The sequence below is a fragment of the Streptomyces sp. NBC_00523 genome, from assembly GCF_036346615.1.
Taxonomy (GTDB): domain Bacteria; phylum Actinomycetota; class Actinomycetes; order Streptomycetales; family Streptomycetaceae; genus Streptomyces.
The window spans coordinates 174910-200922 of the sequence record NZ_CP107836.1 but is presented as its reverse complement, the minus strand read 5'-3'; the positions used below and the strand labels follow the sequence as shown (position 1 = coordinate 200922).

Genomic DNA, 26013 nt, shown 5'->3' with positions numbered 1-26013 from the left:
AGAGGTACGCCTCACGCGGACACGGCCCGTGCCGGGGGATGCTGGAAGGACCATGAACGAGCCGCTTACGACATCCCTTCTGCACCGCCCCGACGGCACCCCCGTGCGAGTCCTTGTCGTCGACGACGAACCCGACGTCACGGACGTGCTGTCCGGGGTCATGACGGCGGAGGGCTGGCAGGTCCGTACGGCAGCGGACGGCGCGAGCGCGCTCGCGACGGCCCGTGATTTCCGGCCCGACGCAGTGGTCCTGGACTGGATGCTGCCCGATCTCGACGGCCTGCAGGTCCTGCGCGCGCTCAGACGCGAGGCGCCCCGTGTGTGCGTGCTGTTCCTGACCGCCCGTGATGCGGTCGAGGACCGCATCACGGGAATCACGGCAGGCGGAGACGACTACGTCACCAAGCCCTACAGCCTGGAAGAGGTCCTGGCAAGGTTGCGCGGGCTGCTCCGACGGGCGGGCGTGACCGCCGAGCCGGGAGCACACCGGCTGACGGTGGGGGACCTGAGCATGGATGAGGAGGCCAGGGAGGTCAGGCGTGGTGAGGTCACCGTCGACTTGTCCCGCACCGAGTTCGAACTCCTGCGTTTCCTCATGCGCAACCCACGCCGGGTGCTCTCCAAAGACCAGATCCTCGACCGGGTCTGGGCCTACGACTTCGGCGGCCGCGCCCACATCGTCGAGCTCTACATCAGCTACCTGCGCAAAAAGATCGACGCCGGACGCGCCCCCATGATCCACACCGTTCGCGGCGTCGGATACGTCCTCAAGCCGGGCACCCCATGAGGCGTCCGCTGCCCCGCACCCTGCGTGTCCAGCTCACCGCCGGCCTCGTCACCCTGCTCGCGCTCGCCTGCCTCGCCGTCGGAATCTCCACCGCCCTGGCCCTCCGAGGCTTCCTGATGGGACGCCTGGACGAACAACTCGCCACCTCGGGAGGCAGGTTCGCCGCCAGCCTGGAACACGAGGCCGAGCCCGACAACGACAACCCTCCCGACACCCGAGGCCAAGCCGAATCGACCTTCGGCGCACGGATCCTGCACGGCACCGTCACCCAGGCCGCCGTCGTCGATGACGCCGGCGACCGACCACTCCGGCTCACACCAGGGGACCGCAGTGCTCTGGCGAGGCTCCCCGTTGACGGAAACGGACACAGCATCCGCCTCTCTGCTCTGGGTGCCTACCGCGTCACGGCCCTCCACGGCGACGACCAGGACATCTTGATCACCGGCTTGCCCCTGCACCCGGTGGAGGAGACAGTGCACCGCCTGGAAGCGGTTGAAGCCGTGCTGTTCGGAGCGGCCCTCGTGGTCACCGGCATCGCCGGAGCCCTGTGGGTGCGGCTCTCTCTGCGTCCCCTCCAACGGGTGACCGCCAGAGCCGTGGAGGTCGCCGGACTACCGCTCGCCAGCGGCGAGATCGCCATGCCGGGACCGCTTCCGGACACAGACCCGCGCACCGAGGTCGGCCAGGTCGGCACGGCCCTCAACCACATGCTCCGCCACGTCGAGGACGCCCTCACCCGCCGCCAGGCAAGCGAGGAACGCCTTCGCCACTTCGCCGCCGACGCCAGCCACGAACTACGCACCCCTGTCGCCAACATTCGAGGCCACGCCGAACTCGCCCTGCGCCATCGCGGCCCGGTGCCCGGCGAAGTCCGACACGCTCTGGAGCGAATCAACGGCGAGTCTCAGCGCATGACACGCCTCGTCGACGACCTGCTCCTTCTCGCCCGTTTGGACGCCGGACGCCCCCTCGAACACCAGCCGGTCGACCTGACGCTGCTGATCCTGAACGCAACGGACGACGCACGCGCCGCCGGCCCCGACCACCGCTGGTTCCTCGAACTCCCCGAAGAGCCGGTCACCGTCACCGGTGACGCCCACCGGCTTCAGCAGGCCATCGGCAACCTCCTCGCCAACGCCCGCACCCACACACCCCCCGGCACCGTGGTGACAGTTACCGTCACCACCGACACCACCGGCGTCTGCGTGAGTGTCAGTGACAACGGGCCGGGAATTCCCGAAGAATTGCAACCCGAGGTGTTCGGACGCTTCGTCCGTGCTGACCAGGCACGATCCCGCAGTACCGGGAGCACGGGGCTGGGCCTGGCCATCGTCCATGCCGTTATCACCGCCCACGGGGGCAGCGCCACCGTAACCAGCAGGCCGGGACGCACCACCTTCCGGCTGATCCTTCCCGGCTGACACCGTCCGGCCGTGCCGGGGGCGGCACTGCGTCTCCAGGGGAAGAGGTCGACGACCTCCCCGGCCCTCTCAAGGGTTTCACCAGACTGGTTCCGCTGCAGTCACTGCGCGGGGTTCTCCGATGACGATGACAACGACGAGGCGGCGGCATGTCAGTCTCGTTGAGATCACCGGCCATCGGATGGCACACGGGTGTCCGAGATGAGCAGCAGCCGTGCGCGGGATTCTGTCACCGCGCCGGTCGTGTCCTCGTCCAGCGAGTTTGGCCTCCCACGCCTCCCCGCCGTGCGCCCAGAGCATCCCGGCCTCCGGCGCGTTAAGACCGTGTCCTATGTGGTGAGACGGGCGAGTCGTTTGTAGCAGCAGAGGGTGGCGGCGAGGCCGAGTAAGGCCAGGTAGTTGCGGGAATCGCGTTCGTAGCGGTGGTTGAGTCTGCGGTAGCTGGTCAGCCAGGACATCGTGCGTTCGATGACCCATCGTCGGCGCCCCAATCGTTCGCTGGACTCGATGCTCTTGCGGGCGATGCGGACGCCGATGTGCTTGCCCCATAACCATTTCCGCAGGTGAGGGACGTCGTATGCCTTGTCTGCGTGGAGGCGCCGGGGCTTGAAGTAGCGGCCGCGGTGGGGGTCGTGTCTCGTTTGGTGACCTGTGATCATGGGCTTCAGGGCGAGGCTGTCGTGGGTGTTTGCCGCGGAGAGGCCGACAAGGAGGGGCAGTCCGTTCGCGTCCGACAGGACGTGCATCTTGGAACCCGGCTTGCCCCGGTCCACGGGGCTCGGTCCTGTGAGTTCGCCCCTTTCTTAGCCCTCACGTGCGCGGAGTCCAGGACCGCGCGGGACAGGTCGAGGAGGGCTGCATCGTCCAGGCGGTGCAGGATCTCCTTGTGGAGCCGGCCCCAGACGCCGGCTCTTGACCAGATCAGGAACCTGCGGTGGGCCGTCGACTTCGATATCCCGAAGCACGGCGGCAGCGCCCGCCAGGCACACCCGCTGACCAGCACGTAGACGATCGCGGCGAACAGCGTCTCATCAGGCATGTCCTGCGTCCCGCCGCCCTGCGGCCGCACCTTCGACGGCAGGATCAGCGGCTCCGCGAACTCCCACAGCCCGTCCGGAACAATCCAACTCCACGTACCCCGCCCCATGACGAGCCCAACGAGCCAGCGCCGCATAGGACGCGGTCTTAACCGTGCAGCACTTCCCCGGGTGGCTCGTCGGCCTGATCACCACAGCCACCGGTGCAGCGGGGACGTGGTGGGTACAGCGCTAGCGAGCTCGTGCATGGTTGGCGGTAGCGGGTCGAGGACTGCGGGCCAGCCGGTTGTGTTCACGTTCGCGTACCGTTGGCGATGGTGGCAACCTGCTGGTGGGAGAGCAGTCCGGCGACGGCCTTGATGGTGTCGCTCATGTGTTCTCGGCGGCCGTGGTGCCGCGCGAGGGGTCGCCAGTTCTTCAGGTGGCTGATGCCGTGCTCGACCTGGATGCGGCGTGAAGAGTGTGCCTTGCGCTGCCGGTGGTGCATCTCCTCGTACCACTCGGGCGGGTTCTTTGTGAACTTGCGGTGCGGTGGCGTCACCACGCGCCCGCCGGTCTGTGCACCCAGTACCTGGTAGCCGCCATCGGCCAGGATCTCCACGGGGGCCCGTCGGCCAGTAGCCCGACCAGGCCCAACTTCCGGCGCGCGTGATGTCCGTGCAGCTGGCCGGCTCGGCCGGACTGCGAAACAGCAACCGCCCTATGGTGTCCGTGACGACCATCGACTTCACGGCGTTCCGCCTGTTCTTGCCGGAAATGAACTTCTCCCGGCCCTTGCGCCCGGTTGCTGGACAACACACCCGGACCTCTGAGCCGTCGATGATCCCGGTCTGTCCGCTCGCGCCGAGATGGTCGATGACTTCGGCGAGTGTGCGTAGCCGGATGCCGGGCGCGACGGTGCAGCCCCGCTCGGCGAGCAGGGGCCGCACTTCAGATCGCACGCGTAATGGTGGAGCGATCGCCACCGAACCAGCAGGCCAGCATGTCGTGCGTGGCGCCATGACGGAGGTGCGCCAGCGTGGCCAACAGTCGGTCGACGAAGACGAGCTTGTGCTTGGCCCCGGCACCGACGGTCCGGCGGCGGGGTCGTGACGTCGGCACGGCCTGGTGTCGCTCATGCCACAACGGGCCAAGTTCAGCAACGAGTTCTGCGATCACGTCGGGCGTCAGCCCGGTGATCCGCTGGCTACGGATGAACCCCGCACACGTCCGGTTTCCCACCCAGGGATCATGATCAACGATCAAGGTCTCGACACGCTACCGCCAACCATGCACGAGCTCGTTAGAGCAACCACGAGCTGTTCAAAGGCGCGAGTTCCAAGGCGTGCTCGGACCGTACGCCTATACCTGTCGTGGATCGACGGACGGCGGTCACGGCCACAGGGGAGTCCTCCTCGGGTGCGTGCAGTGTGGAAGCGACCTGGATCCTGGTACCATGCATTGCATGGAACCCGGCAAGGCAAGTGAAAAGCCGAGCGACCGGACCCCGGGCAGGATCGAGAGCCAGTTGCTCAAGGGCGTCCTGGAGTACTGCGTGCTCGCGCTCATGCGGGACGAGGCGAAGTACGGGGTCCAGCTGCTGCACGAACTGGAGGAGACGGGGGCGCTGGCGACGGGCCAGGGCACGGTCTATCCGCTGCTGTCGCGGCTGCGGCGGGAGGAACTCGTCGTCACCACCTGGCGCGAGTCGGCGTCCGGGCCACCGCGGCGCTACTACGAGCTGTCCGAGGCGGGTCATGCCGCCCTTGCCCGGTTCGCCGCCGTCTGGCCGGGGTTCCGGAACGCAGTCGACGGCCTCGTCATCCCGGGCAAGGGGCCCGGGATGCGTAAGGAAGGGCGCCACCTTGAAGACGAAGACCGATGAAACGCTGACGCGTGAGTACTTGTCGGCAGTCGAACGCGAGACGTCGATGCTGCCGGCCGCTGCTCGTCAGGAGCTCATCGCCGACCTCGGTGAACACATCGCGGTCGCGCTCGCCGAACGGCCCGGCAGCGTGCACGAAATCCTGCGCGAGATGGGCGATCCGCGCGCGATAGCAGAGACCGCCCGCCAGGAACTCGGCGGGATCCCGGCCGCACCGGCCACGGCCCCCGGTCGCCGCCGCTCCCCGGTATGGCTGCCGCTTGCCCTTCTGGTGGCGAGCGAGGTGCTGCCGTACCTCGAGAACATCGTCCTCTCCTTGCTCAGCATCGCCGCCATGATTGCCGCGGTCGTGATCGTGTGCCGGGCCCGCTACTGGACGGCGGCCCAGAAAGGGACCGGACTGGCCCTGACCGTCATCGTCCCGGTCCTCGCGAAAATCGTGTGGTACGTCTCCCCGGTTCCCCACCACGGCAGTTCTGCGGAACCCGTGGCGCGCTGGACGCTCATCACCGTGGTTTTCCTTCTGACGCTGGCCGGCACCGGATGGCTGTGGCGGAACCGCCGCCGCTGAGCGTCCTGGCCGTCAACGGAATGTGCTGGCGGTGCCCGACTCGGCCGGCAACCGGTGTGGTGCCATTTCGGGCGAACTTCGGTGTGACGCTGCGGCCCCGGAGAAGCCGACGGTTCTCGTCGCAGTCATTGCCGCGGTCGGCGAACAGCCGGCCTGGTCGGTGACGTGGCCGGCCGCGAACGCCCCGAATGCGGGGTACCGCGTCCAGCAGGGGCATCAGCTGCGTGACATCGTGCCGATTTCCGCTGGTCAGCGAGACGACCAGCGGACTGCCATGCGGGTCGGCATCAAGTGGTGCTTGCTGGCAGGACGAGCCCGGTCGCCCGGCGAAGGTCCGGTGTGACCTTGGTGGTCAGCCCGCCGCGGGACCGGCCGGGCGCCTGGTCAGCCGCCGCGCGTGCCGGATCTTCCAGTGCGTCCCCCGCCGGTGCCCCTATTTTCGGGCGCCGGCGGCGTGCTGGTGAGCACGGTTGGCCGTGGAGTCGACCGACACGGTCCACTCCACCGCTCCGATCCAGTCGTCGTCGACCTGGACCTCCTCGAGTAGACGGGCCCAGGTCCCGTCCACCTCCCAGCGGGAGAACCGCTCATAGATCGTCTGCCGCGGCCCGAAGCGTTCTGGCAGGTCACGCCACGGAGCACCCGTGCGCAATCGCCACAGCACCCCATTGATCACCTGCGGGTGATCCCGCCACGGACGACCCCGCCCGTCAACACCTGGCAGCAGCGGCGATATCCGCTGCCACGTCGCATCCGTCAGCTCTCCGCGCCCCACCTCAGGCTGAGGCGTCGTGAAGGACGATGAACCTTCCCCTTGGTCGTGGACACCTGGAGACTGGGACCTGAGGTTCCAGAGGAAGTAGCACCAGGTGGGAAGCAAGTACACGAAGCGGTACACCGCGGAGTTCAAGAGGGACGCCATTGCGCTCGTCGACTCCACGGGCAAGACGGTCACCGCCGTCGCCCGGGAGCTCGGCATCAGCTCGGAGTCCCTGCGCGGCTGGTACCGCCAGGCCAAGGCCGACCGTGGCGAGGGCGCCCCGGGAGAACTCACGACCGCCGAGCGCGAGGAGCTCAAGCGCCTGCGTCGGCAGAACGCCGAGCAGGCCAAGACGATCGAGGTCCTGCGAAAAGCCGCGGTCTTCTTCGCGAAGGAGAGCGATCGGTGAACGACACGTACGCGTTCATCGAGGCGGAGAAGACCACCCACGGCGTCGCTTTCCTCTGCCGCCTGCTCAAGGTGGCCCGTTCCTCGTTCTATGCCTGGCTCGCCGCGGCAAAGCCCCGGGCCGCCCGCCGGGCCGCCGACCAGGCCCTGGTGCACGAGATCACCGTGATCCACGTCGGCTCGCGCCAGACTTATGGCGTCCCGCGCGTCCATGCCGAACTGCGGCGTCTGGGACGGGCAGTGAACCGTAAGCGGGTCGCCCGTCTCATGCGCGAGCACGACATCCAGGGCGTGACCCGCCGCAAGCGCCGTTCGCTGACACGAGCGGACAGGAAGGCCAGGCCGGCACCGGACCTGATCGGCCGCGAATTCCACGCCGAGACGCCCGGCACGAAACTGGTCGGCGACATCACCGCCCTGCCCACCGGCGAGGGTTGGCTCTACCTCGCCTGCTGGCTCGACCTGGCCACCCGCGAGGTCGTCGGTTACTCGATGGCCGATCACCACCGGGCCGATCTCGTCGTCGATGCACTCGGCATGGCCCACGGCCGCGGTGGACTGCAACCCGGCTGCGTGATCCACAGCGACCGCGGCAGCGAGTACACCTCGACCCGATTCCAGAACCGAATAAGGGAGTTGGAACTCCGCCAGAGCTGCGGACGCACCGGGTCCTGCTTCGACAACGCCGCCGCGGAGAGTTTCTGGGCCCTGCTCAAAGAAGAGATCGGCACCCGCGTCTGGCCTGACCGGGCCACCGCCCGTGCCGACGTTTTCGATTTCATCGAGACGTTCTACAACCGGCGCCGACTGCGCAGACACAAGTTCTTCGGCTACCTCACCCCGGCCGAGACCCGCCAACGGCACCGACACACCCTCGCGGCATAGCCATCGAGTGTCCAAGATCACGGGGAAGCTTCACGAGGGCAGTCTTCACGATGTCGGCTATTTGATTGGTCGCCTACACCGCCACCCGGTTCACCGTCATCCTCCACAGCCTTGACGCCGACTGCGACCACGAACAAGACCTTCAGCGAGTGGGGCCAGGCCTTCGGCGACGAGGTCCTGGCCACCGCCATCGACCGACTCCTCCACCACTGCGACGTCACGGAAAAGGCTCGTTGCTCATTGGTTTGCCCCAATCCACCTCGTCTCTCCCGTAGCGTGCAACCGCGGGAACTTGTGACGGCGTACATACATGGGTGGGTTGCGGAGCGAAGGGGAGGGACCAGTGGCGGAGGCCGTGCTGTCAGGGCGCTACCGGCTGACCGAGCGGCTCGGCGAGGGCGGGATGGGTGTCGTGTGGCTGGCCGAGGACCTTGTGCTGCACCGGGAGGTCGCGGTCAAGACCGTCGCCGGGCCTGGCGTCACCGAGCAGGCCGCCGCCCGGCTCGAGCGCGAGGCGCGAGCTGCGGCGGGGCTGTCAGACAGTCAACACGTTGTTACCGTGCACGACTTCGGCCAGGATGGTGACACGCTCTTCATTGTCATGGCCCTCGCTCCGGGCCGCGCTCTCGACCGGGTCCTGGCCGCCGAGGGCCCGCCCGCTATTGTGCATGCCGTGGACTGGGCCCGGCAGATTTGCGTTGCCCTGGAGGCAGCGCACGGCGCGGGCATCGTCCACCGCGACATCAAGCCCGCGAATGCCGTCCTCGGCCCGGATGGCACGGTCCGTGTCCTCGACTTCGGCATCGCCTGGTTCCACCGCGATCTCGGCCTGGACCGGCTCAGCCAGGCAGGTGGCGTACTGGGCAGCGCGCCCTGGATGTCACCAGAACAGGCGCGAGGGGAGGAGGTGGGGCCGGCCTCCGATCTGTACTCGTTGGGCTGTCTGCTCCACCAGCTCCTGGCCGGAAAGCCGCCTTTCGGCGACCGGGACGCATTGGCCCAGATCGTCGCCCATGCCCAGGAAGTCCCCGACCCGCCCTCCGCGCACCGGCCCGGAGTGCCAGTCGACCTGGACCTCCTGGTCGCCGAACTGCTCTCCAAGTCCCCGGAGCACCGCCCCGACTCTGCCGCCGCAACTGTGGCGCGGCTCGGGGCGATCGCGCGGGAGCTGGGGGCGGAGGAGACGACGGGGCGGCCCCTGGCACCCCCGATACCGGCTGCCCTGCCGCGCGCCGCCAGCCCCGCGGAGCGTCCGGTGTCCCGGCGGACATTGCTGGTCGGGGCAGTTGGCCTCGTGGCTGTTTCCACGACTGCGATCGTCGTAGTACCGAATGTCCTTGACGGGGATTCCGGCAACGGTAATGGCGGCGGGGAGGCGACATATCGCTGGCGCAAGCAGACGCTCCGGATACCGACCGCCGTGGCCGACTCGGCAGTGATCACGGGGCAGAACGGTGACGACTCCCTCGTCGCGTACGACGTCAGGACCGGGGAGGAGCGCTGGCGGGGCTCGGACGACATCGACGCGACGTACCCGATGACCAAGGACACCTTGTACGTCACCGCGAACGGTGGAGAGCTGCGCTGCCTCGAGCCCGATACGGGGGAGGTCCGCTGGTCTTTCGAGCCGCTCGGCGACGACGACGTATCGGGTGGTGTGTTTCCGGTCCTGGTTCCAGAGTGCGTCTACGTGGGCCTGGGGCCGTACGTCTACTCGCTTGACCACTCCACGGGCGAAGAGCGCTGGCGCTACATGCTGGAGGAAGACCTTGCACTGGTCACCTCGTTGGAGTCGGGGGGCGGGCTGCTGTTCGTACGGGACAAGGAGCGCGCCTGGATCGCACTCGATCCGGTGGCCGGGAGCAAGCTGTGGACCTGGCAGCACGCCTCGTCCGAAGGCGGGAGCGACGAGCGCTCGTTCGTCGGCGCGGTGGACGGCCGGGCCTTCTTCAGCGGCGGCTCCGGACTGACCGTCCTCGACACCTCGGACGGAAGGTTCGTTACGACGTATAGGGACCTTGGTGACGTCCGGGTCGTGCCGGAACACCGGCTGCTGCTTGGGGCGCAGGGTGCGTGGTCGGCCACGGACGGCAGGAGGATGTGGTCCGCGCCAAAGGACTTTTTCGGCGGTGTCCTCATGGGCGGCGCCGTGGTGGGCAACGCGTACGACGCGAAGGCCAAGGAGGGCTACCTTGTGGGCCTCGACCCACGAGACGGCAAGGAACGCTGGCGGCACAAGGACCTGTACGAGTTCGTCTCGACCACCGGCACGGCGGCCGCGGCGGCCACCGACTCGCCGCTGATTGCCAAAGTCCTTACCGCCGGCGTGAAGCTGCTGCGTATCGACCCCGCGACAGGCCGGCGGGGCCCGGTCCGCACCGTGCCGGAGAGCTACCTCCTGTGGACCGGCTGCCTGGGCAATCTAGTCTTCGCCGTATGCGCCGACAGTCGGGTGGACCCCAAGACCGGCACCTGGCCCAAGAAGCGGCGCCTGTACACGATCGAACTGGCGCAGTTCGACGAGGACTGACGGCCGTCGCTGGCCCCTGTACCCGCCTGCCTGGATGAAAGCCCACCCGGCGATGCGCCGGGGCGAGGTGGACATGAACACGACGACCAGGTATTCGTACGCACCAGCTTCCGAAGCACTCCGCAGCGCGGAACAGCGGCCGGGGCCGGCGCGGGGTCACTCGTGCCAGCCCCGGCCGCTGTGGTCACCGCCGCAGGCGCGGCGGGTCCGGTGCCCAGGGCCCGGCGCCCGGCGGGCCGTGACAACGGCCCGTCGTCGGCAACTGGGATGGTCGGCAGGCGTTCCGCAGCGAGGCCGGCGCGCGGCGCCGCTCGCGTGCGAGGCGGTGAACTTCGCCGGGCGGCGTCGGGCAGCAGCTCGTGCTCCTGGCCGTCGTCGTCGGGCGGGTCCGGCGCAGCATTTGCACGGCCGGCGCGGCGGGCTCCACGGACCCGGCTTCTCCAGGGACTTCTACCTGCGTAAGCGCTCCGAGGGGCTCCGTCACGTCCAGGCCGTCCTCGCTCTGGCCCGCCGCCGCGTCGACGTGTTGTGGGCCATGTTCCTCGATGGCCGCCTCTACACCCCGGCCCCGCCCCCACCAGCAGCCATCGCTGCGAGGGGGAAGCGGGGTGGTGTGAAGGGCGGCGCCGTTAGTCAGTGCTGGTCGGCTCGCACGCCGTGCTTCCAGAAGTTGAAGGTCCACGTGTCGTTCGCGACCGGGCGGGCGAAGGCCACCCTGCCGTCGCCGTCGAGGTTCTCCCCCTGGTAGAAGTCGTAGCTGTCGAAGTCGGCGACCATGGCCTTGGCCGCTTCCTGCGCACTCTTCTTGAACTCCTCCACCTCGCCCGGTGCGTTCTCCCTCAGGTGGCTCTCGACCTGCGACAGGTAGCCCTTCAGGTAGGTCAGGTAGCTCTTCCTGTCGAACGCAGTCCGCTGTAACCGGTGGGAATCGACCAGGGTGATCACCTGGATCGTGCCGGCTCCGTACTCGCTGTCATCCTCCCCCTCCGCGCTCCTGGTAGACCCGTTACCGATCTTGACCGAGAGGTCACTGGTGACCATCTTGGCGGTCACCGCGTACAGAGCGGGGAGTTCCTCGATGGGGAACGCATCACTGAACAGTTCGTCCTTGTTGTAGCCGAGGACATCCTTGTAGATCTTCACGGGATCACTGACTTTCATCACGACCGGGGATGCAGGACAGGTGATCATTCGGGCCCGGGTCGATTCCGACGCCCTGCCCTCGTGGGACTGTCACCCGAACGTGGTGCCCTCGCACCATGGCAGCTCCCGGTCCTCAGGGCCGCCGCAGAAGCTCCTCAACTCCCAAGCCAGCCCAGCGGTCCCGAGCAGTTGACAAGTCATCGAGATTCAACGTGCGACCACCAGGTTCGTACGAATCGGGGTCGGGCGTCCGTTCAATGCGCTGGCAGGGCACCGGTCGCTGCGCGGTTCGCTCGTAGGTGGCGTCGGTGTGGGTCACGTCCCACCAGCGAAGGCATGAACGTCCAGGTGTCCTCACCGAACCGTCCGGACGGCTGACAGGGCGCGCAGCGTTCCTTGATGGCTGAGCCAGCCAAGAGGTCTGCCGCTCTGGTCGTCCAGCACCGGTAGCCCCGTGCCGGACACGTCGACGAGCTTCTTCATCGCGGAGGCGAGTGAGTCGTTCGTGGTGACGCGGGGCGCCGGTTCCACTATCTGGCGTACGACGGTCGGGGCGTCCGACGGCTGCTGGGCGAGGGCCTCGGCCGCCGCCCGGGCCGTGACCACCCCGAGGTAGGCGCCCGTCTCGTCGAGGACCGGGAGAGCCCCGTGGCCCGATAGGCTGAGCAGTCCTGACGCCTCGTTCAGTGGGCTGTTCGCCTGCACGGTTCGGGGGAGTGCCTCCATGACGTCGGCGACCTGCTGCCCACCGATCTGCGCTCCTTGTGCGGGGCGGGTCAGGTCTATGCCGCGTCGGAGTAGTTTGAGGGTGTAGATCGTCTCGTGCGAGAGGACTCGGCTGGTGGCCGTGGCCAGCACGATGGCGAGCATCATCGGCAGGATGATCGTGTACTCACCGGTGAGCTCGAACAGGATGACCACCGCCGTGATCGGTGCCCGCGAGGAGCCGGCGAATACGGCGCCCATGCCGACGAGGGCGTAGGCGCCGACCGCGCCGGCGGTCGTGGGCATGACGTCGCCGGCCGCTGCTCCGAAGGCGGCCCCGAGCATGGCCCCGATGAACAGACTCGGTGCGAAGACCCCACCCGAACCGCCGATTCCGATCGTCACGCTGGTTGCCACCATCTTCCCGGCCATCAGCAGGAGCAGGAAGCCGAGGGCATATCCACCTTCAGTGGCCCGCTGGAGCACGGGGTATCCGACGCCGTACATCTCGGGCAGGGCGAGAAGGACCAGTCCGAGGGCCAGGCCGCCCACGGCCGGGCGCAGCCATTCCGGCCCGCGCCATGCCCAGTCGCACGCGTCCTCGATCGCGTACAGGATGCGGGCGAAGCCGACACCTACCGCACCCGCGATGACACCGAGCACCGCGAACAGTCCGTACTGGCCCAGGTGCTCGACGTGGAACGCGGGGAGGTCGAGGAAGGCGGTGTCGCCGAAGGCCGCGCGTCCGATCACGCTGGCGGTGACGCTCGCGAGGACCGCCGCGCCGAACGCCTCCGCGCTGAAGGCGCCGAGGATGAGCTCCATGGCGAAGAAGACACCGGCCAAGGGGGCGTTGAACGTCGCCGCGATGCCACCGGCCGCGCCGCAGGCGACCAGCAGCTTCATCCGGCCCTCCGTCACCTTCGTCACGCGTCCGAGGGTCGAGCCGAGCGCGGAACCGATCTGGACGATCGGCCCCTCCCGGCCCACCGATCCCCCCGAGCCGATGGTGAGTGCGGAGGCGAGCGTCTTGACGACGGCGACCTTGGGGCTGATGCGCCCGCCCCGCTGGGCGACCGCCACCATGACCTCGGGGACGCCGTGGCCCCGCGCTTCCTTGGCGAACCGGTTCACCAGTGGTCCGTACAGCAGACCGCCGACCACCGGGGCCAGCACCACGAAGCCCGGGCCCAGCCAGGCCAGATGTGGATGTGGGCTGCCGGGGTCGGAGGCGTAGTCCGTGTGACCGGAGAAGAAGCGTGTGAAGGTCTCGATGCACCAACGGAACACGATGGATCCGGCACCGGCGCCCGCACCGACGGCTACGGCCAGCACCATCAGACCCAGTGGAGCGCTCCCCAGCATCCCGCGAAGGGGGGACCGAGACATTGCGGTGTCCGTACTCGTGGTCGCGAAAGAACTGGTCACGGGCTCCCTCTCTTCCTCTGCGTCGGCGCGCGAGTGTGCGGTCATAGGCGAGCACTCAAAAATTTGGGCTATGCAATCTTTGCACAGTCCAAATTTGTGCCTCGCCGGGCCCTAAGAGGAAGGCCGGGGGAACCGTCACTATCGCTGAGCGTGGTTCGCCCAGGGAGATCGTGATTCCGGTGGGCTGCCGGAGGCACTCGTGGGCGACAAGGGCTTACGCCCTCCGGGCTGGGCAACGGCGGGACTTTCCGGACACGGCTTAGGACTGCCCTTGCCGGGGACTGGGTGATCCGCCCATCATGCTCAGCATGTCCCTGCCGCCGGTGCGCAGGAAGCGGGCGATCAGGAGCGCGGCCAGCAGGAGGAAGGCGATGTTGAGCCAGGTGGGGGTGACGGCTTCCCCGGTGCGCCCGGCTTCCGCAAGCAGCCCAGCGAAGGGTTCCGCCGCGTATCAAGTAGTGCCTTGCGGGGGCCCGGGCTTGTTCGACCGCGTCGTCGACCCCACTGCAGTAGGCGGGTCACAGTAGGGATCGACGTGGCCCAGCGGATCGCCGCCCGGCCAGAACCCGCGGTCCGAACGCCTCACCGAACTGTCAAGCTGGGTCACCGGGGTGACATGTGAAGACCTGGTCCAGGCCGGTCAGGGTGAAGATGCGTATCAGGTGCGTCGGCACAGCCTCCAAGATCAGGGTGGCGCCCGCCGCTTGCACGTGCTGGCGGGCAGCAAGGAGGGCGGTGATGCCGGTGGAGTCGCAGAAGTTCACACCTGACAGGTCGACGATCAGGCGCTGCCCTGGGGAGAGATGAAGAGCCTCGGTCCTAAGGCTCAGGGCGGCGGAACTTGCGTAGTCGAGTTCGCCAGCCACGTGCAGTGCGGGGCCGGCGGGGGTTTCGTCCGGTGTGATGTTAAGCGGGCTCATGCAGAATGATTCGTTGCCGACCGGGTGTGTGGATTGGTGGCGGGGATGACGAGAGTCCAGCCGGGTGGCCTCGTCTGCCTCCGCCAGGCCAGCAGAGTATCGAGAACCCGTCGGGCGCCATGTCGAAAGGCGCCTGCTTCATACAGCCATTGACCTGCGCGGCCCCCGGGGGCGCAATGCCTGGTCTTCCAGGGTCCGTCGTTTCAGGTGCCCCGCGGGTGCGGGAACCAGCGGCCTGGCCTGGGCACTGCCACCGTCTCGTCCTGCTCCAGGTCGTGAGGCTCGCAGCGGTGCGGCGATGACCCGGGGCACGTCGATGCCCCAGTGCCGCGTCTCGTCGATCATGTCGAGGGCCAGCTGCCACTTTTCGACGTGGCCCACCTGGGCAGGAATGGCGCACTTGTCGCGGCGGGCGACCTTGGCCGGATCGGCTTTCGGCGAGGCGGGATCCCAGCTCCCGGGCAGGAACAGGCGCCAGTTCACCGCGGCCGAGGCGCCATTGGAAGCCAGGTGAAGCGATACGCCGGCCTGGCAGTTGGTGACCTTGCCCGCGGTGCCGGTGTACTGCCGGGTCACGCACGCGGACGCGTCTCCGTCCCTGAGGAACCCGGTGTCATCCATGACCAGCGCGGTGGGTTTGATGACCGGCTGCATGCGCCAGGCCAGCCGGGCCCGCACATGCGCCGCATCCCAGGGGCTGGAGGTAACGAAGTGGGCCAGTGCCTGCCGGTTACCCTCCTCGCCCAGGCGGGCGGCCATCGGCTCCACCGACTTGCGCCCGCCGTCCAGCAGCAGACCCCGCAGATAGACCCCGCCCCACCGCCGTTGATCCGCCCGCGCGAACGGCTCGAACATCTCCGCCGCGAAGTCCTCCAGATCACATCGGACCGCAGCCAACTCCTTACTCTGCAAAACAGGCTCTCCGACAAGCGCGACGACATCGCCATGATCGCCTTTCGAGCCGATCCGCCCGGCTGAGCAGTCGAACAACGGTAAGCGTTTGGCGCCTGGCCGGTGCGGGACCCCGGTGTTCAGCGGTTCTGCTCGCGGCCTGCGGGCCGCCCGGTAAGCCCCGGCACCCGACGCGGTGCCGTGCGAGGTGGAGGGACGCCCGCATACCGCCCGGCGGGCGGACGGGCCCTCAGGCCAGCGCACTTCCCAGCAAGGTCACCCCACCCGCACAGGAGACTGCCAGGACCCCGGCCCGTACCGCGCGCGCGGGCAGCCGGGGCGCAGACACCATGCCGGCGGCCGCGCCGAAGGCGAGGGCGGCCACGGTCGTCCAGGGCGGGAGGACGAACCCCAGCACCGCTGCGGTGACCAGGTTCTGCACGAGGAAGAAGGCGTGCAGCGTGGCCCGGGTGTCCCTGACGGCCCAGCCCGCGTTGGCGGCGTAGAGACCGATCGGTGGTCCGCCCACTCCACCGATAACGTTGAGTCCGGCGCTGCCCAAACCCGCCAGCCAGGCGCCCTTCGGACTGCTGAGGAACGACGAGCGCACCCCCCGAGCCAGCAGCACCACTCCGATCAGCACCCCGCATCCGGCGGCGAGGGCCAGCAGCCTCGTGTCGACGGCGCGCAGCGCCCACGCCGCCACCGGCGTACCCAGGATCGCCGGCAACAGCAGCCGCCCCACGTCGCGCTGGCGGGCGTGCCGCCAGTCGCGCGAAAGTGGCAGGAGGGAGGACACCACGGCGAGGACCAGAACCATCGGTACCCCCCGATGGGGCCCGAAGACGGCGATCAGAACCGGCGCCGCGATCAGGGAGAAACCCATCCCCGTCGCCGCCTGGGCGAACGCACCGAGCGCGACCGCCGCTACGGCCAAGAGCTCCGGCAGCGTCATGCGGCACCGTCCAGGACGCAGCGTCTCTGGAACCACAGTGCGATGCCCATGAGCCCTGCCGGCACACATGTGAAACCGACGAGCAGCGCGGTCAGTGCCGTGCTGGACTGGGCGGCGGGCGCGCCCGCCGTGCTGGAGACGAATCCGCCCATGGCCAGCACCGCCGAGTACACGTACGGGCCGACGGCGGTCCCGGTCGCCTCGGTCGCGGTCCACACCCCGGTGTAGGCCCCGGCCTTCGCCGCCCCGGCCGCCGCGATCGCGTCGGGGAGCATGGAGAACGCGAACAACTGGAGCCCCGCGAACGCCACCCCCATCACCATCACCACACCCGCGGTCACCACGACACCGGGCGTTCCGTCGAGCGTCGCACCCGGAAGCAGGGTCACGGACCCCGCCGCGAACACGCCCTGGGACAGGAGGAGTCCCCGCTGCTTGCCGTGCCGCCGGGACCAGGCCGTCCACGCGGGAGCCGCGAACAGGGCCGGTCCGAGGAAGAGCCCCATGAACAGCGCGGTCAGGCGCGGGGCGTCGAAGACGTACTCGGTCACGTACGGCAACGAGGCGAGGAACAGATGCGTGGTCGTGCCGGTGAACAGGTACGACAGCACCAGCGTCCGGTAGTCGTGGTCCCGCAGCGCGATGCGCAGGTCGGCCAGGGAGGAGTGGCCGGACCGCACGCCGGGAGTGCGGAATCCGCACGCGTCGGTGAGCCGCCGTACGCCGATGACCGCTACGACCGCCGACACGGCCATGACCGATGCCAGCAGCACGGCCATGCGGGCGTAGTCGCCCCGCGTGCCGGCCGAGGTGAGTGCCGGCGCGGTGACGCCGGCACCCAGGAGCCCGATGGTCAGCAGGACCATGCGGAACATGAAGACCCGGGTCCGCTCGTGGTATCCGACCGGCAGATCGGACGGGGTGGTGAGGTACGGCACCTGGAAACCGGCGAACAACAGGTTGCCGACCACGAACCAGCAGCCGACCCACAGCGCGGCCGTACCGCCGTCCAGCCCCGGCGGCACGCTGAACATGGCCACCATGGCCGGGCCGAGCAGTGTGCCGGCCCACATCATCCGGCGCCGGTGCCCGAACCGGTGCGCTTCCCGGTCCGAACGGGACCCCAGCAGCGGGTGGACGACGATGTCGATCACCTTGGGCAGCAGCAGCGTCAGACCCGCCGCGAACGCGGGCACACCGAGGACGTCCGTCAGGAAGTAGAGCAGCAGCAGCCCCGGCACCGTGACCCACACGCCCATGCCGACGGACCCGGTCGCGTACGCCGACAGCGAGCCCCGGCTCGCCTGCGGCGAGCCCGCACGGATCGCCGTCACCTTCCGCTCCGGTGCCGCTCGACGACGCCCGCGGCCGGCTCGGCGCCGTCGAAGACACCGGTGCGCGCCCGCACGGCGAGTGTGCGGGCCACGACGCGGTCGGTGAGGGCGGGCAGGTGTCGCGCCAGGAAGAACTCCAGCGCACCGCGGCGGGTCGTGGTCACATCCCGCCGGGGCCTGGCGGCCACCAGCGTACGGACGAGCGTGTCGACCACACCGTCCAGCGGTTCGTACACGCTCATGCCTTCCAGCGACAGACCCGCCGCCTTCGTCGAGTCGTGGATCGGGCTGCGCACCGCCGACGGGTACACGCAACTGACCGAGACGTGGGTGCCCAGTTCGAGGCGCAGCGCGTCGGCGTACGCGACCATGGCCCGCTTGGACGCCCCGTACGCCGCGGCCAGCGGGAGTTGCATGACCGCCATCCGGGAGGCCACCATCACCACCCGCCCGCGCGTCTCGACCAGCGCGTCGACACAGGCGGCCGTCACCCGCCACGTACCGAGCAGATTGAGCTCCAGCTGGCGGCGCACCTCGGTGCCGGGCGCGTACTCGGCAGGTGCGGGCCCGCCCCTGCCCGCGTTGTTCACCAGGACGTCGAGGCCGCCGAGTGCCGCGAGGGCGTCCGCGACGGCCTTCGCCGTACTGGCGTCGTCGGTGACGTCGCAGGGGATCACGTCGAACGGCTCGTCGCCGCGGGGCCGCAGATCGAGGCCGACCACATGCGCTCCCGCGCGCGTCAGCCGCTCGCCGAGCGCCCGTCCGATGGTGCCGGACGCGCCGGTGATGAGGATGCGCCGTCCGCGGACATCGTGCCGGCGGGCGAGGAAGGAAGGAGTCATGAGGCGTCGGCTTTCGCGTTCGGGGTGTGGACAGTGGCTCCGCGGGCCGCCCGGCGGACGCCGGCGCGGAGCTCTCGGGGCAGGGCGGTGACGTACCGGTCGAAGTCGATCCGCATGGCCGGGCGGCGGTCGCCCCATCGGGCAACCGCCGCGGCGCGGGCGCGCCGGACCGCGGCGAGCTGTTCGTCCGGGGGCGGTAGGGCGTACCGGCCGGCTAGATGCGCGGCGACGAGTTCGGCCTGTGCCTCGACGACGGGAAGGGCCGCCCCGGTGGACTGCATGAGGCCGACGAAGGTCAGTGTGGGGTCGGCGAGGTGGAAGACCCGCTGGTACAGCGGCATCTCCTCCGGGTCCTCGCCGAGCCAGGTGCCGTCCAGGAACGGAACGGTCACGTGGTAGCCGGTTGCCCACACCACCACGTCGACGTCTTCGGCGGTGCCGTCCGTGAAGACCGCCCGGCCGCCGTCGAGTCGCTCGATGCCGGGGCGGGAGACCACCTCACCGTGCGTGAGCCGGTGCAGGATCGTGTCGCTGATCGTCGGATGGTTCTGGAAGAGCCCACCCGCCGGACGCGGCAGCCCGTACTTCTCCGGTCTGCCGACAGCGAGGCGCAGCACCGCCTCTGCCACCTTCTGCCGGAGCCGCCAGGGAAGCACGGCCAGGGCTCCACCGGTGGCGTCCGCGGGGCGGCCGAGCAGGTACTTCGGGACGATGTGGGTGCCGTGCCGTGCCGACAGCAGCACGGGCCCGGCGGAGACGTACGAGGCGTCCACGGCGATGTCCATCGCGCTGTTGCCCATCCCGACGACGAGAACCCGCCGTCCGGTGAAGATCTCCGGACTGCGGTAGTCGTGAGCGTGCATCTGCATACCGTCGAACACGCCCGGGTAGGCGGGCTCCGGCCACTTCGGCTCGCGATTGTGTCCGTTGGCGACGACCACGGCGTCGTAGACATCCGTCGTCGGTTCCGTTCCCCGCCGGGACGTCACCTCCCACCCGGTGTGACACCGGCGTACGGCGGTGACCTCGGACCCGAACCGGATGCGATCGGTGACCCCGAAGGCGTCCGCGTAGGCGGCGAGGTATCCGCCCACCAGCGCGGCGGACGGGAAGTCCGGCCAGTGCTCCGGCATCGGGTAGGCCGTGAACTCCGTGCGGCCCTTACTGGTGTTGAGATGCAGGCTGCTGTACGCCGGGGTCGCCTCGTCGCCGTCGGGCGCCCACAGCCCTCCGGCGCGACGACCTCGCTCCAGGACCGTGACGTCCACCCCTTCACCGAGCAGCGCCTTCGCGGACGCGAGCCCCGCCGCGCCGGCACCGATCACCGCCACCTTTGTCGAACCCATCGCGTGCTCCTCGTCGTAGGGGCGCTCATTCAATCGAATGATGGAGAGGGGCGCAATGGGTCTGAACTGCGGTGCAGTACTCCAGCAGCTGATTGAAGCGGTCCCCGGGCGTCGGGTAGCCTCGGGGCCATGAGCACCCGATCCGACGAGGGAACGAGCCGAGAGCGCATCGTGGAAGCGGCCACCCGACTCTTCGCGGAGCGGGGGTACGACGCGACAAGCACCCGGGCGATCGGCGAAGCCGTCGGTCTCAACATCGCGACGGTCGCCTACCACGTGGGTGGGAAACTGGAGCTGTACCGCGCGGTCATGCGCCGCGCGCACCTCGCCCAGCGGGAGGTCGCGACGACCGCGCTGGATCAGCTGCGCTCCTGCGGCCCCTCGGCCGACGAGACCCGGACCGCGCTGCTCGGCTTCGTCGACACGTATCTCTCCTTCTGTCTGAACAACCCCGAGGTCCCCGCGCTCTGGATGCGCCGTTGGCTTTCGGAGGGGGCCGAACTGGCCGAGATCGAAGCGGAGTTCGCCGGGCCGCTCGTCGCCGAGGTGGCCGACGGCGTGCGCACGGTGGTCGACCGCGCCGGTATCGGAGCGGGAGTCGACATCGAGATGCTGGTCTTCACGATCGTCTGGACCACGCATTCCTTCGGTCAGGCCGGGGTGATCGACGCCGCCGGCCACCGGCTCGGTCCGCGTGACCTGCCCGCACTCGACCGCTTCCGGCGCCACCTGCACACCCTCGTGACCGGAGTGCTGGGCAGCGGAGCGAAGGCCGCGGGCGGACCCCGCTCCTGAACGACGGAACCATGCGGCGACCGGTCCTTCCGCCCCGTGCCGGGCGCGCGTGAGTAGGGAGTGTCGGTACGCAGTCCGGCCTTCCGGCGAGCGATGACGGCCCCGGGGAGGCCCGGGGCGACTGCTGCGTATGCCGCGACCCGTCTCCCAGCCATGCCGGTAGATCCTCTGCACGGCCCCGCCCTCGCCGCATGGCCGATCCCTCCGCTGCGCTCAGATCGCGCTCCTGCCGGACTACGAGGTGGACACCGGCGAGGTCTCCGGCAAGCCGGGGCTCCGCATCCGCCAGATCACCGAGCGCGGCCTCGAACCCCACCTCGACGGCCGGCGGACATCGCTGTGGCTGACGGGGGTTCCCCGAAACGCCTGGCGCTGGATCGTAGAGGACCGGGCCGCCGAACACTTCCCCGGCTGGCGCCAGCTGTGGACGGAGACAAAGGCATGGACAGCCGAGGAACTCGCCTACGACGCCCAATGGCACACCGACCAGTGGAGCAAAGGCTTCTACGACGGGGCATGGTGCGCGAGCGCCCTCCTGCGCCGCGTCGCCGTCCTTCGCACGATCGCTCCCGTCTACGCGGTCTCGGGCTGGCAAGGCCTGGGCACTGACCCCGTCCGATGGTGCATGGAGATCGGTTTCCGACCTGGAACACCCCAGTACCGAAACCATCTCGTCGCAGCGCTGACGGACCCGGTTTTCGGGCTTCCTGTCGCACCGACCTCGGCGCGAACGGGGGCCCGCTCCCCGCGCACATCATGCAATTCGCCGACGCGAGGCGAACGGCCCTCATCGAGTTCCGGGTTCTCCACCGGCATGTTCCGCTCCTACGGGAAGGAGCATCCTGACCTGCACGCCCGGATCGAGAGCCGGATCGAGCGCATCCTTGCCCACCACGGGACTTGGCACGCATGATGCGCGGCAGCCCTCTCCCACCGCGCGCCTGCGGAATTGCCGGGCCGCGGTGATTGGCCGGGCCAGCGGGCCCGTGCCACCCCAGGCTCGGGGTGCGAAGGTTCGCACCCCGAGCCTTCCAGCCCGCACATGTACACGCGGACCGGGTCCGAGCATCGGCCGCGGTGTAGCGGGTCGCGGAAACCAACGCGGATCAGATGATCCGAAGGAAACGCCCTAGTGACCTGTCTCAGGGAAGTTCGACCGGTCTCACTGAACTCTGGCCACCGGCCGTTTCGTCTCATCGGAGTTTGACCGGCGCTGGCAATAGGCCTTCTGCCGGCAGCGTTGTGAGCACGTCCGGCGTCGTTTCCGGAAAGCCCTGGTGACAGCGGCCCCACGCAGACTTCGCATGGTACGGCCGCGAGAGGCTGAACCGCTCCGGGTCTGTTGGAGGCTCGATTCCCTGAGAGAGGATCGAGTTCATGGCCCGTCCTTCCCCTTACCCTGCCGAGCTTCGTGAGCGTGCGGTGCGCATGGTCGCGGAGATCCGCCCCAACTACCCGACTGAGTGGGCCGCGATGAAGGCGGTCGCCGCGAAGCTGGGCATCGGTGCCGCCGAGACGGTGCGGACCTGGGTCCGCAAGGCTCAGGTCGACGCCGGCCATCGCCGGGGTGTGACCTCGGAGGAGGTCGCGGAGATCAAGCGGCTGAAGGCCGAGAACGCCGAGCTGCGGAGGGCGAACGAGATCCTCAGGGCGGCCTCGGCTTTCTTCGCGGCCGAGCTCGACCGGCCGTCGAAGCGCTCGTAGCGTTTATCGACGAGCACCGGCAGGTGTTCGGGGTCGAGCCGATCTGCAGAGTCCTCACCAGCCACGGACTGAAGATCGCGACGAGCACCTACTACGCCGCCAGGAAGCGGGCGCCCAGTGCACGGTCGGTGCGGGATGCGGAGCTGAAGACGCAGATCAGCCGGGTCCACGCCGACAATTTCAGCGTCTATGGGGTGCGGAAGGTCTGGAGACAGCTGCACCGCGAAGGCATACCGGTGGCACGCTGCACGGTTGCCCGGCTGATGCGCGACCTCGGTCTGCAGGGCGTCCGCCGGGGCCGTGGCATCCGTACCACCGTTCGTGACGACGGCCACGACAGGGCAGATGACCTGCTGGGACGCGACTTCACCGCCTTGCGTCCGAACGAGCGGTGGGTCGCTGATTTCACCTACGTGGCCACCTGGTCCGGGATCGTCTACGTCGCCTTCGTCGTCGACGTGTTCTCCCGGGCGATCGTCGGCTGGTCCGCGGCCACCAGCAAGCGGGCCAAGCTTGTCCTGGACGCTCTCGACATGGCGTTATGGCTCCGCGACCGAGCCGGGAACACGGCCGGACCTGGGCTGATACATCATTCCGATGCGGGCAGTCAGTACACGTCGTTCGCCTTCACCGCCCACCTCCTAGAGGCCGGCATCGACGCCTCGATCGGCACCGTCGGCGATGCCCTGGACAATGCCCTCATGGAGTCCCAGATCGGCCTCTACAAGACCGAGCTGATCAAGCCTCGCAAGCCCTGGCACGGCCTGCCCGACGTCGAGCTCGCGACTGCCGAATGGGTCGAATGGTTCAACAACCAGCGTCTCCACACCGCGATTGGGAGCATCCCGCCCCACGAGCACGAGACCAACTACTACGCTCAACACCAGCCCCAACCGGCGGCTGGAGCCAACGCATAGAGCCTCCACCGATCCCGGAGCGGTTCAGGCTGAGCTGGGCCACGGTCAAGGGTCGGCGACTCGCTGGGGCGGGTGGGCATGCCATCGGGTTGGCCCCTACCAATACCACGCATTGGGTGCTCGGTTCTGTACGTCGCACGTGGCGGGCCTGGGTGGCGTGCACGGCGTGCGACTTGCGCCTGTGAAGCATGGGTGGAGTGCCTCGGCGACGGGGCGGGAGGTGCTCACCGCGCGAAGCGGCGATGTGAGTCCCTCGCATGTTCAACTGTTCAACTCGCTTGGGCCGTGGGAGCATTGACCACATGAGTGACCTTGGCACAAGGTCTTGGCGGTCGGTGGCGTGGCGGCTGGCGGTCCCGGTCCTAGTCTTCGCGGGCAGCACGACGGTAGTTATGACGCTCAGGTTCTCCTGGACCCCGCGAGACGACAGTGATCGGTGGACCGTGGCGATGGTGGTTGCCGTGTTCCTCAGCGGCTTGGCAGCCAGCGCCTTCGAGTGGGTCCGCGGCAGCAGCACGCCCGGGACCGACCCGACCTCGACCGACAGGCAGGAGGTCACCGCGGGCCGGGACAGCGAGAACATTGTGGCCCGCGGGGACATCAGCGCCGCCGGCACAGGCGCGCCGGGGCCGGCCGGGCGAAACAGGCCGGCGGCGCCCCTCGATCAGCGTGTGAAGTCCGGCCGACGCAGCCGGAACATCGTGGCCGGCGGAAACGTCGCGCTCTCTCCGGAGGAGAGGGAGTAGCAGTTGGTGGGTGATGGGGACCGCCGATCGGTGCATCAGCAGGTCCGCTCTGGCAAGGGGAGTGTCAACACCCTGGCTGGGCGCGATGCACATGTCACGAACAACTACAACCAGAAGAACATCTCCCTCAAGGTGAAATGGTCCGGTGCGATAGCGTTCGCCATGGTCGTCGCCTTCGGCGCGGTCTACCTCCCCGGGAACCCGGATGTCAGGGACACGTTTGCCAGTGGCCCGCCGCTGCGTGTCACGGTCCAAACCAAAGACAGCGTCGTGAACCACAACGGGGCGTGGTACTTCCCTGAAAGGCTGCTGAGCGCCGGACAGACGCTCTACTTCGACCAGATGGCCGAGCTCATGTCGAAGCGGTCCGGCAAGGTGGACACCCACGAGACGACCACGCTGGTGACTCTGGAGGGCAACCGCAGCCACACCGTCGACATCACGGGCATCCACATCAAGGTCCGCAGCAAGGTCACCCCGACGCAGGGCGGGAGCCTGCTCGTCTATCCGTCCCAGGGCGAGGACACCAACATCAAGATCGGGTTCAACCTCGACGAACCAGTCCCCGTCCCCCGGAACGCCGATCCCGAGGAGAAAGCGTTCGGCGCCCGCTACTTCGACGACCACTCGGTCTCCGTCAAGGAGGGGGAGATCGTGAACTTCGGCTTCACCCTGCAGACCGTCAAGTGGGATGTCACCTACGATCTCGCGCTCGACCTGGTCATTGACGGCGAGCACACCACACAGACAGTGACCAACGGATCCCAGCCGTTTCACACCAGGGGATTCGCCTCTGCTTACGACCAGGCAGTCGCCCCGAACAGTCAGGACGGTGCCTTCGCCGTCACCAGCCGCGCGAAGGCGATGGACGCGATGTGCGGCACGCCCTGCACGGTCACGCTGGCCCAGGGCACCGCGGCCACGGCGCAGTAGGTGGGAAGTGGATGAAGCTGGCCAGGATGAGCACGAACCGCAGAATGGCGCTGGTGCTGGTCGTCGCCGTGATCGTGGCCGGGCTCGCCGGGTACCTGGCGAGACAATGGGATGCCGGGACTCCGGACTCGGCCACCCCGCACGCCGTCGCGACCACCCACACCCCGGCGAGATCCACGGCCGCACCGAGCCCCAGCCCGACCAGCGACAAGCCGTCCGCCTGGTGCGCCGCCGCACCGAACGTGGTCACCGTCCCCCCGCCGAAGGTCGAGCTCCTGTTTTCCACCGCCACCTGGCGCATCTGCACCACCCAGGTCACGCGTAGTGGAACCGGAAGGGAAGGCGTCCAGTACAAGGTCGACGCGTCCCTGCCGGTCTTCTGGTCGGCGAACCCGGCCGTCGATGCGCTCAACTCGGAGATCAAGAGTCGCCTCGACCATGAAGTCAAGGGCTTCCTCGCCGCCGTCGACGAGACCAGGTCTGACGTGGCCGGCGCGGCCTTCACCCTCTCCGAGCTGCCCAGGATCAACCAGGTCGGTCGGCTGGCCGTGATCCAGTTTACCGGCGAGGAATTTGTGGGCGGCAACCACGGTGGAGTGATCGACGACTGGATCAACATCGACACGGACACCTGGACAATCCTGGACAGGGACCAGATCCTTCTTCCCGCCGCCCGGCAGACCGCAGGTGCCACCAGGCTGGCCAGGCTGATCGCCCCGAAGATCAGGGACATGAACAGCGGCTCCTGCACCACGGACGCGAAAACCCTCCTCGCTGGCGGCCAGACGTCCCAAGGAACGGTCACGCCCAGCAGCTATCAGAAGCACATGGAGATGGGCTTCCAGTACGGCGGTCAACTCGTTGTCGACTTTCCCCCGTACTACCTCTTCGCCTACGGCTGCGGCATCGGCACCGCCACGCTCGATCTCCGCGATCTCAGCGGTCTAATCAACCCGGACCTGGCCGCCCTGGCCACAGCAACCGTCCCACCCGAGGTGGATCCTTCTCCCTTCGATGGCTGAACCGAGGATGCTGCGGTCCTGTTAAATCTGGGCGGGTGGTTCGTCGTGTCGTCTGGCGGCCTGTCAGAC

At 68.6% G+C, this 26013-nt stretch carries 23 protein-coding genes, 4 pseudogenes and 1 other annotated feature; of the genes and pseudogenes, 15 read left to right on the top strand and 12 right to left on the bottom strand.

Annotated features, from left to right (window positions below):
* Positions 1-52 precede the first annotated feature (52 nt).
* Positions 53-787 carry a response regulator transcription factor gene (locus OHS17_RS00970; RefSeq protein WP_330310594.1) on the top strand — a complete coding sequence of 245 codons (735 nt, stop codon included), beginning with the start codon at positions 53-55 and terminating at the stop codon, positions 785-787.
* A complete protein-coding gene (locus OHS17_RS00965; protein ID WP_330310593.1) occupies positions 784-2208 on the top strand; it encodes a sensor histidine kinase in 1425 nt (474 codons plus the stop codon). The genes OHS17_RS00970 and OHS17_RS00965 overlap by 4 nt, the downstream gene beginning before the upstream one ends.
* A 329-nt stretch (positions 2209-2537) precedes the next feature.
* On the opposite strand, the gene OHS17_RS00960 is transcribed toward OHS17_RS00965, so the two are convergent.
* The 3 genes from OHS17_RS00960 to OHS17_RS00950 form a co-directional block, all read right to left on the bottom strand.
* A protein-coding gene (locus tag OHS17_RS00960) for an IS5 family transposase (RefSeq protein ID WP_330315121.1) occupies positions 2538-3355 on the bottom strand; the annotation gives its coding sequence in 2 pieces (ribosomal slippage) (positions 2538-3007 and positions 3007-3355; 819 coding nt in all).
* A gap of 182 nt (positions 3356-3537) precedes the next feature.
* Entirely contained in the window at positions 3538-3846 is a 309-nt protein-coding gene (locus OHS17_RS00955; RefSeq protein WP_330310592.1) for a transposase family protein, read from the bottom strand.
* Positions 3847-4175: 329 nt separating this feature from the next.
* A complete protein-coding gene (locus OHS17_RS00950) occupies positions 4176-4346 on the bottom strand; it encodes a helix-turn-helix domain-containing protein (RefSeq protein WP_330315120.1) in 171 nt (56 codons plus the stop codon).
* A 343-nt stretch (positions 4347-4689) separates the two neighbouring features.
* On the opposite strand from OHS17_RS00950, the gene OHS17_RS00945 reads away from it, so the two are divergent.
* Both OHS17_RS00945 and OHS17_RS00940 read left to right on the top strand, forming a co-directional pair.
* Complete coding sequence (locus tag OHS17_RS00945) at positions 4690-5109, top strand: PadR family transcriptional regulator (RefSeq protein ID WP_330310591.1); 420 nt, start codon at positions 4690-4692, stop codon at positions 5107-5109.
* Positions 5090-5680, top strand: coding sequence for a DUF1700 domain-containing protein (locus tag OHS17_RS00940; RefSeq protein ID WP_330310590.1), 591 nt, complete (start codon positions 5090-5092; stop codon positions 5678-5680). The genes OHS17_RS00945 and OHS17_RS00940 overlap by 20 nt, the downstream gene beginning before the upstream one ends.
* 85 nt (positions 5681-5765) lie before the next feature.
* On the opposite strand, the pseudogene OHS17_RS33825 reads toward OHS17_RS00940, so the two are convergent.
* Positions 5766-6455: pseudogene (locus tag OHS17_RS33825) on the bottom strand (IS5 family transposase); the annotation flags it as partial.
* Between the two features lie 94 nt (positions 6456-6549).
* Between OHS17_RS33825 and OHS17_RS00925 the strand changes: the two are divergent.
* The 5 genes and pseudogenes from OHS17_RS00925 to OHS17_RS33820 all read left to right on the top strand — a co-directional run.
* Complete coding sequence (locus OHS17_RS00925) at positions 6550-6849, top strand: transposase (RefSeq protein ID WP_073772198.1); 300 nt, start codon at positions 6550-6552, stop codon at positions 6847-6849.
* Positions 6846-7733, top strand: a complete 888-nt coding sequence (locus OHS17_RS00920) for an IS3 family transposase (protein WP_330310572.1) — start codon at positions 6846-6848, stop codon at positions 7731-7733. The genes OHS17_RS00925 and OHS17_RS00920 overlap by 4 nt, the downstream gene beginning before the upstream one ends.
* Before the next feature lie 126 nt (positions 7734-7859).
* Positions 7860-7952, top strand: a pseudogene (locus OHS17_RS00915) (ATP-binding protein); the annotation flags it as partial.
* Between the two features lie 124 nt (positions 7953-8076).
* Positions 8077-10263, top strand: a complete 2187-nt coding sequence (locus OHS17_RS00910; RefSeq protein WP_330310588.1) for a protein kinase domain-containing protein — start codon at positions 8077-8079, stop codon at positions 10261-10263.
* A 433-nt stretch (positions 10264-10696) separates the two neighbouring features.
* Positions 10697-10849: pseudogene (locus tag OHS17_RS33820) on the top strand (IS110 family transposase); the annotation flags it as partial.
* A 47-nt stretch (positions 10850-10896) separates the two neighbouring features.
* Here the strand turns inward: OHS17_RS33820 and OHS17_RS00905 are convergent.
* The 8 genes and pseudogenes from OHS17_RS00905 to OHS17_RS00870 all read right to left on the bottom strand — a co-directional run bounded on the left by OHS17_RS00905 (position 10897) and on the right by OHS17_RS00870 (position 19827).
* Complete coding sequence (locus OHS17_RS00905; RefSeq protein ID WP_330310587.1) at positions 10897-11406, bottom strand: translationally-controlled tumor protein; 510 nt, start codon at positions 11404-11406, stop codon at positions 10897-10899.
* 354 nt (positions 11407-11760) lie between these two features.
* Complete coding sequence (locus OHS17_RS00900) at positions 11761-13449, bottom strand: chloride channel protein (protein ID WP_330310586.1); 1689 nt, start codon at positions 13447-13449, stop codon at positions 11761-11763.
* Between the two features lie 683 nt (positions 13450-14132).
* Positions 14133-14459, bottom strand: coding sequence for an STAS domain-containing protein (locus tag OHS17_RS00895; RefSeq protein ID WP_330310585.1), 327 nt, complete (start codon positions 14457-14459; stop codon positions 14133-14135).
* 294 nt (positions 14460-14753) lie between these two features.
* Positions 14754-15371 (bottom strand): annotated as a pseudogene (locus tag OHS17_RS00890) (IS701 family transposase); the annotation flags it as partial.
* A 229-nt stretch (positions 15372-15600) separates the two neighbouring features.
* Positions 15601-16305: a sulfite exporter TauE/SafE family protein gene (locus OHS17_RS00885; protein ID WP_330310584.1), complete on the bottom strand. Its 705-nt coding sequence runs from the start codon at positions 16303-16305 to the stop codon at positions 15601-15603.
* A complete protein-coding gene (locus tag OHS17_RS00880) occupies positions 16302-17639 on the bottom strand; it encodes an MFS transporter (protein ID WP_330310583.1) in 1338 nt (445 codons plus the stop codon). Before OHS17_RS00880 ends, OHS17_RS00885 begins: the two co-directional genes overlap by 4 nt.
* Positions 17636-18481, bottom strand: a complete 846-nt coding sequence (locus OHS17_RS00875) for an SDR family NAD(P)-dependent oxidoreductase (protein ID WP_330310582.1) — start codon at positions 18479-18481, stop codon at positions 17636-17638. The genes OHS17_RS00880 and OHS17_RS00875 overlap by 4 nt, the downstream gene beginning before the upstream one ends.
* Positions 18478-19827, bottom strand: coding sequence for a flavin-containing monooxygenase (locus OHS17_RS00870; RefSeq protein ID WP_330310581.1), 1350 nt, complete (start codon positions 19825-19827; stop codon positions 18478-18480). Before OHS17_RS00870 ends, OHS17_RS00875 begins: the two co-directional genes overlap by 4 nt.
* 129 nt (positions 19828-19956) lie before the next feature.
* Between OHS17_RS00870 and OHS17_RS00865 the strand changes: the two genes are divergently transcribed.
* From OHS17_RS00865 to OHS17_RS00840, 6 genes are all read left to right on the top strand, one after another.
* Complete coding sequence (locus tag OHS17_RS00865) at positions 19957-20622, top strand: TetR/AcrR family transcriptional regulator (RefSeq protein WP_330310580.1); 666 nt, start codon at positions 19957-19959, stop codon at positions 20620-20622.
* 241 nt (positions 20623-20863) lie between these two features.
* Positions 20864-21535, top strand: coding sequence for a hypothetical protein (locus OHS17_RS00860; protein WP_330310579.1), 672 nt, complete (start codon positions 20864-20866; stop codon positions 21533-21535).
* Positions 21536-21999: 464 nt separating this feature from the next.
* A protein-coding gene (locus tag OHS17_RS00855) for an IS3 family transposase (RefSeq protein ID WP_330310578.1) occupies positions 22000-23243 on the top strand; the annotation gives its coding sequence in 2 pieces (ribosomal slippage) (positions 22000-22282 and positions 22282-23243; 1245 coding nt in all).
* Positions 22281-22409, top strand: a sequence feature (AL1L pseudoknot). It overlaps the preceding gene by 129 nt.
* A 302-nt stretch (positions 23244-23545) precedes the next feature.
* The gene (locus OHS17_RS00850) at positions 23546-23989 is read left to right on the top strand and encodes a hypothetical protein (RefSeq protein WP_330310577.1); all 444 of its coding nucleotides are present in this window, start codon (positions 23546-23548) and stop codon (positions 23987-23989) included.
* A 30-nt stretch (positions 23990-24019) separates the two neighbouring features.
* Positions 24020-24922 carry a hypothetical protein gene (locus OHS17_RS00845; RefSeq protein WP_330310576.1) on the top strand — a complete coding sequence of 301 codons (903 nt, stop codon included), beginning with the start codon at positions 24020-24022 and terminating at the stop codon, positions 24920-24922.
* Positions 24923-24948: 26 nt separating this feature from the next.
* On the top strand, positions 24949-25944 hold the full coding sequence (locus OHS17_RS00840; protein ID WP_330310575.1) for a hypothetical protein: 996 nt from the start codon (positions 24949-24951) through the stop codon (positions 25942-25944).
* Positions 25945-26013 lie beyond the last annotated feature (69 nt).